10 protein-coding genes are annotated in these 15,206 nt (G+C 68.6%); 6 read left to right on the forward strand and 4 right to left on the reverse strand.

The window, feature by feature from the left end:
• Window positions 1-3 precede the first annotated feature (3 nt).
• Window positions 4-687: a response regulator transcription factor gene (locus tag NVU01S_RS18305; RefSeq protein WP_043670232.1), complete on the reverse strand. Its 684-nt coding sequence runs from the start codon at window positions 685-687 to the stop codon at window positions 4-6.
• An 89-nt stretch (window positions 688-776) separates the two neighbouring features.
• Here NVU01S_RS18305 and NVU01S_RS18310 point away from each other — a divergent pair, with 89 nt between their 5' ends.
• Window positions 777-1,376, forward strand: coding sequence for a M15 family metallopeptidase (locus NVU01S_RS18310; protein ID WP_043670235.1), 600 nt, complete (start codon window positions 777-779; stop codon window positions 1,374-1,376).
• A 91-nt stretch (window positions 1,377-1,467) separates the two neighbouring features.
• Here the strand turns inward: NVU01S_RS18310 and NVU01S_RS18315 are convergent, their stop codons facing one another.
• The gene (locus NVU01S_RS18315) at window positions 1,468-2,553 is read right to left on the reverse strand and encodes an S-(hydroxymethyl)mycothiol dehydrogenase (RefSeq protein ID WP_043670238.1); all 1,086 of its coding nucleotides are present in this window, start codon (window positions 2,551-2,553) and stop codon (window positions 1,468-1,470) included.
• A gap of 130 nt (window positions 2,554-2,683) precedes the next feature.
• Entirely contained in the window at window positions 2,684-3,130 is a 447-nt protein-coding gene (locus tag NVU01S_RS18320) for a MarR family winged helix-turn-helix transcriptional regulator (protein WP_043670241.1), read from the reverse strand.
• A gap of 70 nt (window positions 3,131-3,200) precedes the next feature.
• Here NVU01S_RS18320 and NVU01S_RS18325 point away from each other — a divergent pair, with 70 nt between their 5' ends.
• Together NVU01S_RS18325 and NVU01S_RS18330 are read left to right on the forward strand one after the other, a co-directional pair.
• Entirely contained in the window at window positions 3,201-3,575 is a 375-nt protein-coding gene (locus NVU01S_RS18325) for a cupin domain-containing protein (protein WP_043670396.1), read from the forward strand.
• A 32-nt stretch (window positions 3,576-3,607) separates the two neighbouring features.
• Window positions 3,608-3,982 carry a cupin domain-containing protein gene (locus tag NVU01S_RS18330; RefSeq protein WP_043670245.1) on the forward strand — a complete coding sequence of 125 codons (375 nt, stop codon included), beginning with the start codon at window positions 3,608-3,610 and terminating at the stop codon, window positions 3,980-3,982.
• 32 nt (window positions 3,983-4,014) lie between these two features.
• Here the strand turns inward: NVU01S_RS18330 and NVU01S_RS18335 are convergent, their stop codons facing one another.
• A complete protein-coding gene (locus NVU01S_RS18335) occupies window positions 4,015-4,761 on the reverse strand; it encodes a helix-turn-helix transcriptional regulator (protein WP_167829382.1) in 747 nt (248 codons plus the stop codon).
• A gap of 3 nt (window positions 4,762-4,764) precedes the next feature.
• Here NVU01S_RS18335 and NVU01S_RS44230 point away from each other — a divergent pair, with 3 nt between their 5' ends.
• The 3 genes from NVU01S_RS44230 to NVU01S_RS18350 all read left to right on the forward strand — a co-directional run bounded on the left by NVU01S_RS44230 (window position 4,765) and on the right by NVU01S_RS18350 (window position 15,205).
• A complete protein-coding gene (locus tag NVU01S_RS44230; RefSeq protein ID WP_167829383.1) occupies window positions 4,765-5,694 on the forward strand; it encodes a hypothetical protein in 930 nt (309 codons plus the stop codon).
• A 71-nt stretch (window positions 5,695-5,765) separates the two neighbouring features.
• Complete coding sequence (locus tag NVU01S_RS18345; RefSeq protein ID WP_043670251.1) at window positions 5,766-14,432, forward strand: hybrid non-ribosomal peptide synthetase/type I polyketide synthase; 8,667 nt, start codon at window positions 5,766-5,768, stop codon at window positions 14,430-14,432.
• Window positions 14,429-15,205 (forward strand): class I SAM-dependent methyltransferase, encoded by a 777-nt coding sequence (locus tag NVU01S_RS18350; protein ID WP_052280577.1) that lies wholly within the window; start codon window positions 14,429-14,431, stop codon window positions 15,203-15,205. The genes NVU01S_RS18345 and NVU01S_RS18350 overlap by 4 nt, the downstream gene beginning before the upstream one ends.
• The last annotated feature ends 1 nt before the right edge of the window (window position 15,206 follow it).

A 15,206-nucleotide genomic window follows, 5' to 3' on the forward strand; every position in this document is an offset into this window, starting at 1 on the left:
GCCCTATCCACCCTCCCCGCCCTCCGCGCCCGGGCCGATGCGGTAGCCGACGCCGGGCACCGTCGTGATGAGCCACGGTTCGCCGAGGCGTTTACGCAGCGCCGAGACCGTGATGCGGACGGCGTTGGTGAACGGGTCGGCGTTCTCGTCCCAGGCCCGTTCCAGCAGTTCCTCGGCGCTGACGACCCCGCCCTCGGCGGCGACCAGCACCTCGAGCACCGCGAACTGTTTCCTGGTCAGCGCGACGTAGCGGCCGTCGCGGTAGACCTCCCGCCGGAACGGATCCAGCCGCAACCCCGCGATTTCGCGCACGGGCGGTCTGCTGTGCGCGCGGCGCCGGTCCAATGCGCGCAGCCGCAGCACGAGTTCCTGGAGCACGAACGGTTTGGTGAGGTAGTCGTCGGCGCCGAGGCCGAAGCCGCTCGCCTTGTCGTCGAGCCGATCCGCGGCGGTGAGCATCAGGATCGGCATACCGCTGCCCGATGCGACGATGCGTTTCGCGATCTCGTCGCCCGAGGGCCCCGGAATGTCCCGGTCGAGCACGGCGATGTCGTAGGAGTTGATGCTCAGCAATTCCAGCGCGGTGTCACCGTCGCCGGCGGTATCGGCGGCGATCGCGGCCAAGCGCAGGCCGTCGCGAATGGCTTCGGCCAAATAGGGTTCGTCCTCGACGATCAATACACGCATAGACTCTCGATTCTGCCAACCGGGACATATCGCGGGCATATCGAAAACCACATACGCGCCGGCAACACCGCGCTGCCTTCACTGAAGGCATGAAACACCATCGATCAGCCCGGCGGACCCGATCGCGGGTTCTCGTCGCGCTCCTGTTCGTCGGCGCGCCCGTCGCGGGCGTCGCCGTCTACCACTCGCTGGCACCGTTGACCTTCTCGGCCGCGCGGTCCCTCGGTGACCACTACGGCCCGCACCGGTCTGCGCCCTCGCCCGGCGCGACGGTTTTCGACGACCGAGCGCCGTCCGTCGCCAACCTCGACCCCGACCTGCTCGATGCCCTGCGCCGGGCCGCCGGCGACGCCGCGGCGGACGGCATCGAGTTCGTCGTCAACAGCGGCTGGCGTTCGGCACAGGACCAGCAGCAGCTGCTCCGCGAAGCGGTCTCGAAGTACGGCTCCGCGCAGGAAGCCGCCCGCTGGGTAGCCACCCCCGACACGTCCGCGCACGTCTCGGGCGACGCGGTGGACATCGGGCCCACCGACAGCGCGGCGTGGCTGGCCCGGCACGGCGCCGCCTACGGGCTGTGCCAGATCTACGACAACGAACCCTGGCACTACGAACTGCGCCCCGAAGCCGTCGAATACGGTTGTCCGGCAACGTATGCCGACCCCACCGAGGACCCACGGATGCAGCGCTGACCAGCACGGCCGCCCCGGCAGCAGCACCGAGGTGGAGTGCCGGTGCGACCCAGGCACCGGTGAAGAGTGCCTTCGTAGCTGCCTGGCAGGTTCACAGCACTACGACCGAGCGCAGCACCTCCTCGTTGCGTAGTTTTCGGAACGCGTCTTCTACCTGGTCGAGCGGGATGGTCTCGGTGACGAAGGCATCCAGATCGAGGCAGCCCTGCCGGTACAGGCCGATCAGGAACGGGAAGTCGCGAGAGGGGAGGCAGTTGCCGTACCAGGCGGATTTGAGTGCTCCACCGCCGACCCGCAGGTCGAGCAGCGGGATGTCGAGCACGATATCGGGGGTGGGCACACCGAGCAGCACGACCGTTCCCGCGGTATCGCGGCTGTAGAAGGCCTGCTTCCAGGTGTCGAGCCGTCCGATCGCGTCGATCACCACGTCCGCGCCGTGACCGCCGGTGAGTTCGCGGATGCGGGCGACCGGTTCGGTGGTGCGTGCGTCGACGAGGTGCGTGGCACCGAACTGCCGGGCCCAGCCGAGCCGGCGCCGGTCGGTATCGACCGCGATGATCTGCTCGGCACCGGCGATGCGGGCCCCGGTGACCGCGGCACTGCCGATTCCGGCGCAACCGATCACCGCGACGGTGTCGCCCCGATCGACCGCGCCGGTCCACAGCGCGGCACCCACTCCCGTCGCGATACCGCATCCGATCAACGCCGCCGCCGCGGGCACGACATCGGGGTCGACTTTCGTGCACTGCCTGGCGTGCACGAGCGTTTTCTCGGCCAGCGCCCCGAGCCCGAGCACCGGCGTGAGCGCGGTGCCATCGGCCAGGGTCGGCCGCTGCCCGGCGGTCAAGGGCGCGGCACAGTTCCAGGACTTGCCGCGCCGGCAGGCCCGGCAGGCCCCGCAGACCGCACGCCAGTTGAGGATCACGAAATCGCCCGGCCCGATCTCGGTCACGCCCGCACCGACCGCCTCGACCGTGCCCGACGCCTCGTGTCCCAGCAGCATCGGGAAATCGCCGCCGCCGCTCCCGTCCCGGTAATTCGCATCGGTATGGCACACACCGCAGGCCTGGATCCGGACTACCGCCTCGCCGGGTCCAGGGTCCGGAATTACTATCTCGGCCACCACGACCGCGGCGCCCACCGACCTCGCGACCACGCCGAGAACGGTCTGCACCATGCCTGCCTCCTCCGACTGAGCCGAGTTCTCGCAGTTCACCGCCAGTGACGCTCTCGACGGAAGCTACCGTGCCGCGGCTCGCCGGGCGCGCAACGCGGCGGGTTTCGACCCTGCCGTCCCGCGAGTCCGTTCAGAAGGGGCGGAAAGCGCGATCGGCGTCGGGGTCTGCGGCGGCGGTGATGATTTCGGTGAGCACGGCCCGGACCATGGCGATGTGTTCCGGGCCGACCCGGGCAGCCAGTCGCCGCTCGTAGTCGGCGTGGAACTCGCGCACCTTCCGCAAAATATCGCGGCCCCGGTCGGACAGGTGCAGGGTCTTGGCGCGTTTGTCCGCCGGGTCCGGTCTGCGCTCGACGTACCCGTGCCGGACCATCTCGTCGACCACCTTGGCCGCGCCCTGCGCGGTGATACCCAGCTGCCCGGCCAATTGGCTTGCGGTGAGCGGGCTTTCGGCCAGGGCGCGGAGCACGTAGCCGTAGGAGGCGCCGGTCAGGTGGTAGCCGAACGTGGCGAGATGGGCGTGCAACTCCCGCACGAACCCCTGGTAGGCCTGTCCGAGCATGATCCCGAAATCCATCCTTGACGCTCCTGCCGTCGATATGTTCAACTCTAGTTGAACACCCTAGTTGAAGATCCGGAGTTACACCATGCCAGTCGTCACATCCGCCACCGCACCCACCTTCGAGGCCCCGTTCATGACCGCCGTCGGCCTGGCCGCGCCGAGCCGGGGATCCACCGAGAACAGCGTGTGGCGCTTCGTCATGCACCCGGGCAATCCCGGTCATGCCCATGCGGTGTCGCGCGAGGAGATCTTCGTCGCGCTGTCCGGGCAGGCCAGCGTCACAATCGACGGCGAGACGCGCGAATTGCACGCGGGCGACGCCCTGATCGTCCCGGCGCACACCGTATTCAGCGTCTCGGTCCCCGGCGACGAACCGTTCGAGGCGGTCGCGATCCTGCCCGTCGGCGCGTATGCCCAAGCACCCGGCGGCGATCCGATCAGCCCGCCGTGGGCTCAATAGTCCCATCCAGCAAGAGTTTTCACAGGAGAAACATGCCTTTCATCACCGCCGCCGAAGCCCCGCGCTTCGAGAACGAGCACGCAAGTTTCATCGGCCTGGCCGCACCCAGCCGCGGTGCCACCGAGAACTGCGCCTGGCGGCTCACCCTCGAACCGGGCGTGGACGCCCCGCCGCATGCCCTCGACCGCGAGGAGATCTTCATCGCCGTCTCCGGCGCGATGACCGTCACCATCGACGGTGAAACCCACACCGTCGCAGCCGGAGACGCCCTCATCGTGCCCGCACACCAGCAGTTCGCGATGGCCAACCCGCACGCCGAACCGTTCGAAGCCGTCGTGGTGCTGCCGGTCGGCGGGCAGGGACTCATCCCCGGCCAGCCGCCGGTCACCGCGCCTTGGGCGCGCTGATCCACAGTGCCGCAAGCATTTCCGCACCGACATCAGGAATGCAGCGTCTGACGCGGGCTGCGGCCGTAACTGGTGCGGTACTCGCCCGCGAATCGGCCCGGGTTGGTGAAGCCCCAGCGCGCCGCGATCACCGCCACCGTGATTCCGGCGGTCGGGTCGGCGCGCACGAGATCGTCGTGCGCGCCGGCCAGCCGCGCACGCCGCAGATACTCGGTGGGCGTGGTGTCGAGGTGGTGCCGGAAGGCCGCCTGCAGCGCGCGGGTGCCGATCCGCGCGGCCGCGGCGATATCGGTGAGCCCGATCGGATCGGCGAGGTGGGTATCGATATAGGCCTTGGCGCGCCGCACCACCGCGGGTGCCGCGAGCTCATCGATCCGGCGTAGTCGGTCCTCGGTCGGATTGGGAAAGGTTGCCAGCAGCGCGATCACGAGATTGCGCGCCGCCTCGTGCATACACAGGGCGTTGGTCGCCGCGGCCGCGTTGCCGATCACCTCGTCGCTGATGTACCGCACCACGGATGCCCAATATCGCGCCTGCTGCGCCGAACGCGGGTGCGCGAAGCTCAGCTCCGCCGGCACCAGCGTCACCTCGGCGATCTCGGCGGCGACGCGCACCGCCAACTCCCGATCGATGACCACCACGACCGCGCGCAGGTCGTCGAAAAGGGCGGACTGTGCCTGCCGTTGATCGCACAGCCCGATGCTGCCCGTACCGAATTCCAGTGACGCACCACCGACGGTGTAGTGACAGCGTCCGTAGAGAATGTGAAATGCGGCCAATCCGTGGAGATCCTGCGCGGCCAGTTGCAGCCGCCCGGTGTTTGCTATTCGATCTATACGAAATCCCGGACACGCTGCCGTGCGAACGCGGAAATCCAACCGTCCAGCATCATCGCAGGCGCAGGAGCCACCCCCACCGTAGGCTCGACCGACGAAGTCTTCGGCCGCATCGACGTCGGTGATGTGGAGCTCACTGAAACACACCAGCGAGCTGTCTTGGATATCCATCAGCCCTACCTCGAAGTTTCGCTGCGACGAGAAACAGTCGGCCTGGCCACGACACCTACCGGGGAAGTATACGAAAGACGAAGCGATTGCGCGACAGGCGAACTCGAGGTCGGGCGATCGCCGGGTACCACGCACATCGTAGCCGCCGAGCAGCGCGCCGAGGGCACAGCCGCAATGCCCGACACTGTACGACGCGCGAAAGCGTTGTCCAACATGCGCATACCGCTGAATACTTCAGTACCCATCGGCATAATTCTTTTATCCGGTCTCCGGCGGACAACCAGGCGAAGGCTCGAGCAACAGGGTCTATTCGCGGTAACTGTTCGTCAGCATGGAGGAAATGTGACTGTCGACGAGGGCGCCAGCACCGTCACGGTGATTCCGGCGGCCATTCATATCGGCACGGCCGTCAGCGTGGATCCCGATGGTTACGCGGCCGTGGTCTGCGGTACCGCGACAAATAGATACCACGATCCCCGGCGCATCGAACTCGTTCTCGAAGAACACTACGGCCGCACTGCCGCATTCGGCAGCGGTGTCAGCAGCGCTATTCCCCCCGACGGTGCCACACACCCATGGAGCGTACTGATCACGACCGACGGCGACCCCTTCTGCGCGCACCATTCCGGCTGTGCCACAGCCGAGTTCGAGCACGAACGGCACGCACCGGCCGAGGTTGCGGCAGCGCGCGTGCATTTCTATTGACCCGGACCGTTCGATGGTTCGGCTGTCCATGGATTCGGTTGCCCGGTAAGAACTTCGGCCTGGAGTAGACCATGACCGCGACGTACTCTCGACTCGCCGAACTCTGGACGGGTCTGCTCGAGCTGCCCGCGATAGCGCTCGAGGACGATCTGCTGGCGACCGGGGCCAGCTCACTCGATATCAGCCGGTTCATCTATGCGATTCGACGGGAGTTCGGCACCACCTTGTCGACGCAGACCGTGTACGACGCGTCGACCATTGCCGGACTCGCACGAGCGTTGACCCGCGCCGCTCCCGCCGACGAACAGCCCTGCGCGGAAGACACTTTCGTTCGGCTGCCGCGCCCGCAACGACTACCGCTGTCCTCGGGGCAGGCCGCATTGCGGTATATCGAAAGACTGAATCCGGCCTCGGCCGCGTATCACATTCCGCTGACGATCCGTGTCCCCGCGGTGCTCGACCACACAGTGCTGCAGGCCGCGCTCGACGACTGCGTGACACGGCACGAGAGCCTGCGGACCCGGTATCCACTCGTCGCCGGAAAGCCTTGCCAGCTCATCGTTCCCGCCGTCGACGCCCGGGTTCCGTGCGCAGTGCGCACGGTCGCGACCGAACAGTACGACCGCGTCGTGACTGAGCTGACCTCGGCACCGTTCGAGCTGGCCGAGCAGCTCCCGCTGCGTGCGACACTACTGCGTACCAGCACGACGGAATCGGTTCTGCTGCTGGTGCTGCACCATATTTCGTTCGACGGCTGGTCGGTGACGCCGTTCTGCCGCGACCTCGCCGCCGCCTACGCCGCTCGCGCGAACGGGCACGCGCCGGAGTTTCCGCCACTACCCGTCCACTACGCCGATTATGCCGTCTGGCAACAGGATCGGTTCGGCGACGCGACCCGGCCCGGCGCTGCCCGCCGACTCGACTTCTGGACCACGACGCTGCACGGCCTGCCACCGGAACCTCGCACGCTCGCCGACCGGCCACGGCCGCCGATCCCGAACGGACCTGCCGGGACGGTGCAGGTGGTCTGGCCGGCCGAGCTGCACACACCGCTGCTCGCCCTCGCGCGAGCGCGACGCGCGACCCTGTTCATGGTGCTGGCCACCGGCTTGGCCGCCGCCCTCACCCGGCGCGGCGGCGGCACCGATATCGCGCTGGGTACCGCGGTCGCCGGACGTACCGACCGGATCTTCGAGGATGTCGTCGGCTTCTTCGTCAATCCCCTGACATTGCGCGTCGATACCTCGGGCGAACCGTCTTTCACCGAATTGCTCACCCGGGTGCGCGGGGTGACTTCGGCGGCCTTCGACAATCAGGACGTGCCGTTCGAACGGGTCGTCGAAGCGGCTGCTCCAGCCCGTACCGCCGGACGGAATCCGCTATTCCAGACCGGCTTGGTGTTGCAGGGATTCCCTTGGCCCGAAATACACTTGGCAGACGTCGCCGCGGAGGTGGCGCTACCACCGACCGGGTGGGCAAAATTCGACCTGTATTTCGAATTCCGCGAGAAACGGGACGCGACGGGTGCGCCGAGCGGCCTCGCGTGCACGGTCGAATACAGTCGGGAGCTCTACGACGAACAGACCGTGCGGGACCTGCTCGTCGAAATGCGCGCGGTGCTGGACGAAGCGCTCCCGGAAGTTTCGGCCGCCACCGGTAACGGCCATCGGCCCGCCCGCGGCCCCACACTTGCCGAGTTGTTCGAGCGGGAAGTGGCCGAACATCCCGACACTGTCGCGGTCCAAGCGCCCGACGCCGAACTGACCTACCGCCAACTCGATTGCCGAACAGCACATCTGGCTCATCGGCTGATTGCCGCCGGGGTCGGCCCGGACGTACTGGTCGGCGTGGCCCTCCCCCGCTCCGCCCAGCGGATCGTCGCCACGCTCGCGGTGCTCCGCGCCGGCGGTGCCTATCTCCCACTGGATCTCGACTATCCGAGAAAGCGGCTGGAGCATATCGTGCGCGATGCCGCACCGCTATTGATCATCGTCGGCAACGACGGCGCCGAGAAATTGTCGGATCTCTTACCGACGGCGGCGACATGGAATGCCGAGTCGCTCGGGCCGCCCGACGAGCCGTCCGGCGAATTCTCGGCCGAGCACCGATCGCGGCCTGCGCATCTCGCCTGCGTGCTGTACACCTCGGGATCGACGGGCCGCCCCAAAGGAGTGCTGCTCACCCACGCCGGCATTGCTTCGTTCGCGCTGGACAGCCGCTTCGCCACCAGCGCGCACCAGCGGATGCTGCTGCACTCCCCGTTCGGGTTCGACCTGTCCACCTACGAGATGTGGGTGCCGCTACTGCACGGCGGGCAGGTGGTGGTGTTGCCGCCCGGCGACGCGGACACCCCCGCGCTGGCTCGCACCATCGAACGCGAGCGGGTCACCGCGTTGTGGCTCACCGCCGCGACGTTCCAGCTGATCGCCGCCGAGGAGCCCGGTTGCCTGCGGCAGGTCCGGCAGGTGTGGGCCGGCGGCGAGGCGGTTCCGCCCGAATCGGTGCGGCAGGTGTTCGCCGCCTGCCCGGAGATCGTCGTGGTCGACGGCTACGGACCGACCGAGGCGAGCACGCTGGTGACCTGTCACGCCGTGCACCGGGCCGACCGGCTCGGCGCGACCGTCCCGATCGGGACCGCGATGGACGGCGTCGGAACGGCCGTGCTGGACGAACGCCTGCGACCGGTGGCGCCGGGCGCGAATGGCGAACTGTACGTCTCGGGGGCCCGGATCGCCCGGGGCTATCTCAATCGCCCCGGGCTCACCGCCACCCGATTCGTCGCCGATCCCGCCGGCGCACCGGGAACGCGGGCCTACCGCACCGGCGATCTGGTGCGGACGGGTACCGATGGCCTCCTGGAGTACACCGGCCGCGCCGACGGACAGGTGAAGGTGCGCGGACGCCGGATCGAGCTCGGCGAAGTCGAGCACGCCATGAACCGGCACCCCGAGATCCGGCAGTCGGCCGTTGTCGCCGAGGGCAACTCACCGCTCGAGCGGCGGCTCGTCGGCTACTTCACCACCGACGGTGACCTCGCTACCGCGACACTGCGGACGTACCTGGCGGACCGCCTACCCCGGCACCTGGTGCCGGATCGGTTGATCCGGCTCGAACGACTGCCGCTCACACCGCACGCCAAGATCGACCGTGCCGCCCTGCGCGCCGCGACCGGCCGTCGACCCCGACCAGAAACTCTCGCAACGCTTTTCGAAAGCCGCGTCGCACAGCACCCCACCGGCACCGCCCTGAGCATCTCCGGCGGCGGCGAGGTCACCTATGCGGCGTTGAACGAGCAGGCCAACCACCTTGCCCGCCTGCTGGTTTCCCGGGGCGCCGGTCCCGAGCGGGTGGTGGCGCTGCTGCTGCCGCGGGGACGCACGCTGATCACCGCGATCCTGGCCGTCGCGAAATCCGGAGCGGCCTTCCTGCCGCTCGACCTGGACTCGCCGCCGGACCGAATCCGGTTCGTGCTCGACGACATTCGACCGCGGCTGGTTGTGCGCCTGGACGAGGGGACGGGAACCGAATGCGGCGCAGAGGAAATCGTGCTCGACCGAACCGGGGGCGCGGATCGGTGGCCGGGCCATGATCTGACCGACGACGAGCGGTGCGCCGCCCTCGCGCTGAACCAAACCGCATATGTGCTCTACACCTCCGGTTCCACCGGGACACCCAAGGGCGTCCTGATCACCCACGGCGGGATCGCCGGGCTGGTTCGCACCGCCGAAACACAGTTCCGGGCCGACGAATCCAGCAGAGTGCTGCAATTGTCCTCCCCCGGTTTCGACATCGGGATCATGGAGCTGTGTACGTCACTGCTCTGCGGCGGCACACTCGTGGTCGCACCCGCCGAACAGCTGCGGCTCGGCGCGCCGCTCATCGAACTCTGTGCCCGACAACGTGTTACGCACTTGATGCTGGCGCCCACCGCGTTGTCGGCGCTGCCCGTCGATTCGTTGCCCTCGGTTCGAGTCCTGGCCGTCGGTGCGGAGGCCGTGCCGCAGTCCCTCGCGGCCCAGTGGGCGCCCGGCCGGATCATGCTCAACGGTTACGGGCCCACCGAGGCGACGGTGTGCGTGACGCTCAGCGAGCCGCTCGACGGCAGCGTGGTACCGCCCATCGGCCGCCCGCTCCCCGGGGTCAGCTGCCACATCTTGGACGACAGCCTGCGTCCCGCGGCGAGCGGCGAAATCGGTGAGCTGTACCTCTCCGGCCCCGGCGTGGCCCGGGGATACGTCGCGCGTCCCGCGGTCACGGCCGGGCGCTTCGTCGCGAACCCGTTCGAGCCGCCCGGTGCGCGGATGTACCGGACCGGTGATCTGGTTCGCGCGCAGGACGCCGGCGACCTCGCCTACATCGGCCGCGCGGACGAGCAGATCAAACTCAACGGAGTCCGGATCGAGCTCGGCGAGATCGAGGCGGCGCTCGGCACGCATCCCGCGGTGCACGCCTGCGCCGTGACGGTCCGCGAGGACCGTCCCGGCATCCGCTACCTGGCTGCCTATTTCGTCGCCGCGCTCGGCACTGCGCCCACCCCGGCGCAATTGCGCGAGCAGCTGCGCCCGGTGCTCCCCGCGAACATGATTCCCTCACGCTACGTCGCGGTCACCGAGCTGCCCCGCACGCTGAACGGCAAGATCGATCGCACAGCGCTGCCGGAGCCACAGTCGGATCGATCCGCCGAGTCACTCGACGAGTCGAGCGAGTTGGCCGCCGAGATACGCCGCATGTGGTGCGAGGTGCTCGGCCGGGACGCGGTGGGACTCGACGAGCCGTTTTTCGAAGCCGGTGGCACTTCCCTGCTACTGGCGCAGCTGCAACAGCGTTTGACGGATCTCTTCGATGCCGAGGTCGATATCGCGGACCTGTTCGAGTACCCCACGATTCGCGCCTTCACCGCGCAGCACAGCCGGATACCGTTGCGGCAACCTACTTCTCGCGCCGATCGGGCGACCACCGAGCAACGGATCGCCGTGGTCGGTATGGCCACCCGGGTGCCGGGCGCAGCCGATATCGATCAGTTCTGGACGATGCTGACCGAGTGCGCCGAGGGAATCGTGCACGGCCCGGCCGACACCGACGGCTTCGTCGCCGCGACCGGCGTGCCACCGGGTGCTCGCGTCTTCGATGCCGAATTCTTCGGCTACTCACCGGCCGACGCACAACGGCTGGACACACAGCAGCGGTTGTTCCTCCCTCTCGCCTGGGCGGCACTGGAATACGCCGGATACGATCCGCGGGCACTGGACCGGCCGGTCGGCGTATTCGCCGGTGCGGGCCTGCCCTACGACTGGCTACGCGCCAATGATTGGCGCGGCCAACCCGATCCGGCCGCGCTGCAACGCATCGGACTGGGAAATCCGCTGCAATTCTTGAGCGCCCACACCGCCTATCGGCTCGGGCTACGCGGACCGGTGGTCACGGTCAACACCGCATGCTCCACCTCGCTGGTGGCCGTACACCTGGCCTGCGAGAGCCTGGTCGCGGGGAAATGCACGATGGCACTGGCCGGCGGAGTGAGCCTGCGACCCGACGGGGAAACCGGCTACGTCTATCAGGAAGGCGGAATCCTGTCCCCGGACGGCCGGTGCCGCCCCTTCGACGCCGACGCCCAGGGCACGATATCCACCGGCGGTGCCGGAATCGTCGTGCTGAAGCGGCTCGCGGACGCGCTGGCCGACGGCGACACCATCCACGCCGTGCTCCGGGGCTCCGCGATGAACAACGACGGCGACCGCAAGGTCGGCTTCACCGCACCCAGTGTCGACGGCCAGGCCGAATTGCTCGACGCCGCCTATCGGAGCGCGGATGTCGATCCCGCCACGATCGGCTACGTCCAAGCCCACGGCACCGCCACGGCCCTCGGCGATGTCGTCGAGGTGCGCGCGCTCGCCAGAGTCCTCGGGCGCTCCGGCGGACAGGCGCGACGCTGCGCGCTGGGCTCGGTGAAAAGCAATATCGGGCACACCGATTCGGCCGCCGGGGTGATCGGGCTGATCGCGGCGATCCTGGCGGTCCGGCACGGTCGCATCCCGGGCGTGGTGCATTACCGTCAACCCAATCCGAAGCTGCACTTGGACCGGACTCCGTTCTACGTCAATGCTCGAACGATCCCCTGGGAGACCGCCGAGGGAGCGCCCAGACGCGCTGGTGTCACGGCCATCGGACTGGGTGGCACGAACGCGCACGTCATCGTGGAGCAGGCAGCCGCACCGGACCCGCGCCCGGAACCCGAACGCCCGCAGATACTGACGATCTCCGCCAGGGATGCGGTAGCGCTGCGGCAAGCATCCGCGCGTCTCGCCGACCAGCTGCGCGACGTGGCAGGCCAGTCACTGGCCGACCTTGCTTTCACGCTCCAGAGCGGCAGGCACGCGTTCGACCATCGACACGCCGTTGCCTGCCGCACCGTCGACGAGGCGATCGAACGGCTGGGCGAAAATTACACCGTCGCACCCGCCTGCGATAAGCCGAAGGTGGCCTTCCTGTTTCCCGGCGGCGGCTCCCAGTTCCCCGCCATGGGCCGCACCCTCTACGCCGAAGAACCTGTCTACCGTGCCGCGTTCGACGAATGCTCCGAACTGTTCCGCAAGCGGCTCGGGTGCGACCTGCACGCGTTGCTCTTCCATGCCGAAACCGGTGATCGCACAGCCACATTGCTGCGCCGCCCCTCGCTCAACTTCGCGGCCGTCGTCACCACCGAAGTGGCCGTCGCGGCGCTGCTCGCGTCCTACGGCATCACGCCCGCGGCGCTGATCGGTCACAGCCTCGGCGAATTCACCGCCGCCCATGTCGCGGGCGTCCTGACGCTCCCGGACGTCGTAGACCTGGTCGCTGCCCGCGGTCTGCTGTGCGACAAGCTGCCGGCCACGGCGGTCGTTTCGGTCTCGCTCGGCGAGGACGAAGTGCGACCGATGCTCGACCCGGCGTTGTCGATCGCGACCGTGAACAGCGTCCGGCACTGTGCGATATCCGGGCCGGTGGACAAACTCGCGGAATTGCGGGAAAGGCTGCACCGCAACGGCATTCAGGTCAAGTCCGTACCCATCGACATGGGCGCGCACTCCGCTGCCACCGATCTCATCGCCGACGAGTTCGCCCGCGAATGCGCGCGCTATCGATATAGCGCACCGGTCATCCCGCTGATCTCCGGACTGAGCGGCGACTGGACGCCCACGGACGAGCCGTTCTCCCCGGACTATTGGGTCCGGCATCTGCGCGAGACCATCCGATTCGCCGACGGGTTGGACACTGTGCTCACCGATCCCGGGTTGATCGCGATCCAGGTCGGCCCCGGGCAGGCGCTGGCCCAGCTCACCCACATGCATCCGCGCTGCGGCGCGGACCGGCTGGTGCTGCCGACCGTGGTGGCCGAGCAGACCGAAACCGACACGGCCGCTGAGCTGCTCGCGCGACTGTGGGAACGCGGCGTCGACATCGACTGGGACGCAGTGCGACACGGCGCACGCCGCCGCCGGGTACCCCTGCCCACCTACCCCTTCGTGCCGGATGCAGGCACCGCGCCCGCACCACTGGTGACGCAACCTGTTGCCGCGCCGAAGCACTCCCCGCCCGATCACTTCGAACAGGTGCTGGCCGAGCTGTGGCGCGAGTTGATCGGCGTGCCCGAGGTACGCGCCACCGACGACTTCTTCCAGGCAGGCGGCGACTCGCACCTGGCCGTGGTATTCCGCAGTCGGATCAAAGATGCTCTGGGCGTCCAGGTTTCGGCGCACGCCTTCTTGCAGTACCGGACCTTCGGCGCGCTCCTGGATCAGCTGCGCCCGGCACCGGCCCCGAGGCCTGCGGAGGCGCCGGTGCTGATCACGCTTCAGCACGGCAGTCCGGACCGGGTCCCGCTCTACCTGGTCCAAGCCATCGGCGGCACCGTGTACTCCTACCGGGACCTGGTCGACTGTCTCGGCGCGGACCGACCGGTGCAGGCGTTCCGTGCCTACGGCATCGAGCCCGGCGAACCGGTCCCGGCGACCATCGCCGAGGCCGCGACCCGCAACGTCCGGGCGCTGCGCGCGGTGCACGCGGGCGGGCCGATCGTGCTCGGCGGACATTCCTCCGGCGGGGTGCTGGCACACGAGATGGCCCGGCAACTGCTCGACACCGGTGAGCCCGTCCGGCTGGTCGCCCTCATCGACACGACGACGTTCACCGACGCGCGTAAGTACAACCTGCGCAACGCCGAGGACGTGCTGGCGGCATTCGAGAGCTTCCGCGACACCGCTCCCGACGCCTGGCGCGCGTTCACGACGGCGATGAACGACGACGCGAATATCCGCGCCGTCATTGTCGCGACCAATACCGCGATCCGCGAACACGAGGCGGCCACCGTCGCGGCCGATCTGCTGTACCTGCGCGCGGCGCAGACCAATGCGGTGTTCGATCCGCACCCGGAAACCGAATGGCGGCAGCTGTTCTCGGGCCGGACCACGGTGCACACCGTCCCGGGGAACCATTTCACGGTGCTGGATCGGCCGCATGTCACCGCGGTGGCGCAGGAACTCCGCCGCGCCCTCGCCGTGTACGACACCGATTCGGCGGGAGCCGCTTCCCCCACTCCGGCCGACCTGTATGCCCTCACCCCGTCCGGGATCCGGATCGGCGGGCTCACCCTGGCCCAGACGATCGAACTGATCAGAGCGACCGGCGGCCTGCCCGAGACCACGGCACTCGACCACCACAAGCACCCCATCGAGCACAGCGAGGACCGAGGCAGGCCATGAACAATCCAGCGACCGGCGACCGATTCGCCACCTACGGTGCGACGTACGCGGAATCCGAAGAACTCCCGTTGCGCAAACATCTGGAAGCGCCGAGCTTCCTGTCCGTGCTCGGCGACCTGACCGGGCGCACGGTCCTCGACGCGGGCTGCGGCAGCGGTTTCTACGCCCGCACCTTCGCCCGGTCGGGCGCGGCGCGGGTGACCGGGCTGGACATGTCCGAAGGCATGCTGGCGGTCGCCGAGGAGCGCGAGCGGACCGACGCCTACGGCATCACCTACGTCCTCGGCGATCTCTCCGATGCCGTGCGACTCGGGCCGGTGGACATCGTCACCGCCGTCTATGTGCTGCCCTACGCGACCTCGCTCGCCCACCTGGCGGCGATGTGCCGCGGTGCCGCCGACGCGCTGCGGCCGGGCGGGCGCTTCGTCACCTTCGCCGTGAACCCCGATTTCGCCACCGATCCGGCGTGGTACGCACCGTACGGCTTCGCGTTGCGCTGTGCGCACACCGGCCAGGAGGGCGAACCGGCCACCCTCGTTTCGGGCATGTTCGATCCCCCGCTGGCGGTCGAGTTGCGCCGCTGGTCGCGGCAGGCGCACGAGACCGCTTTGCGGGCAGCGGGTTTCGACGACATCACGTGGTCGTCGCCGCAGCCGTCGGCCGCGGGGCTCGCCGAATTCGGCGCCGCGTTCTGGGAGCCGTACACCCGAATCCCGCACGCGCTCATCGTCACCGCCCGTCGGCATCGACCGGATCGAACCGGGGAGGAGTAGC

This window comes from Nocardia vulneris (assembly GCF_001613425.1).
GTDB classification, from domain to species: domain Bacteria; phylum Actinomycetota; class Actinomycetes; order Mycobacteriales; family Mycobacteriaceae; genus Nocardia; species Nocardia vulneris.

Bases quoted from the DNA above. Each gene is read 5' to 3' on its own strand.
- NVU01S_RS18305 (WP_043670232.1), bottom strand. From the start codon at position 687: ATGCGTGTATTGATCGTCGAGGACGAACCCTATTTGGCCGAAGCCATT.
- NVU01S_RS18310 (WP_043670235.1), top strand. From the start codon at position 777: ATGAAACACCATCGATCAGCCCGGCGGACCCGATCGCGGGTTCTCGTC.
- NVU01S_RS18315 (WP_043670238.1), bottom strand. From the start codon at position 2,553: ATGGTGCAGACCGTTCTCGGCGTGGTCGCGAGGTCGGTGGGCGCCGCG.
- NVU01S_RS18320 (WP_043670241.1), bottom strand. From the start codon at position 3,130: ATGGATTTCGGGATCATGCTCGGACAGGCCTACCAGGGGTTCGTGCGG.
- NVU01S_RS18325 (WP_043670396.1), top strand. From the start codon at position 3,201: ATGCCAGTCGTCACATCCGCCACCGCACCCACCTTCGAGGCCCCGTTC.
- NVU01S_RS18330 (WP_043670245.1), top strand. From the start codon at position 3,608: ATGCCTTTCATCACCGCCGCCGAAGCCCCGCGCTTCGAGAACGAGCAC.
- NVU01S_RS18345 (WP_043670251.1), top strand. From the start codon at position 5,766: ATGACCGCGACGTACTCTCGACTCGCCGAACTCTGGACGGGTCTGCTC.
- NVU01S_RS18350 (WP_052280577.1), top strand. From the start codon at position 14,429: ATGAACAATCCAGCGACCGGCGACCGATTCGCCACCTACGGTGCGACG.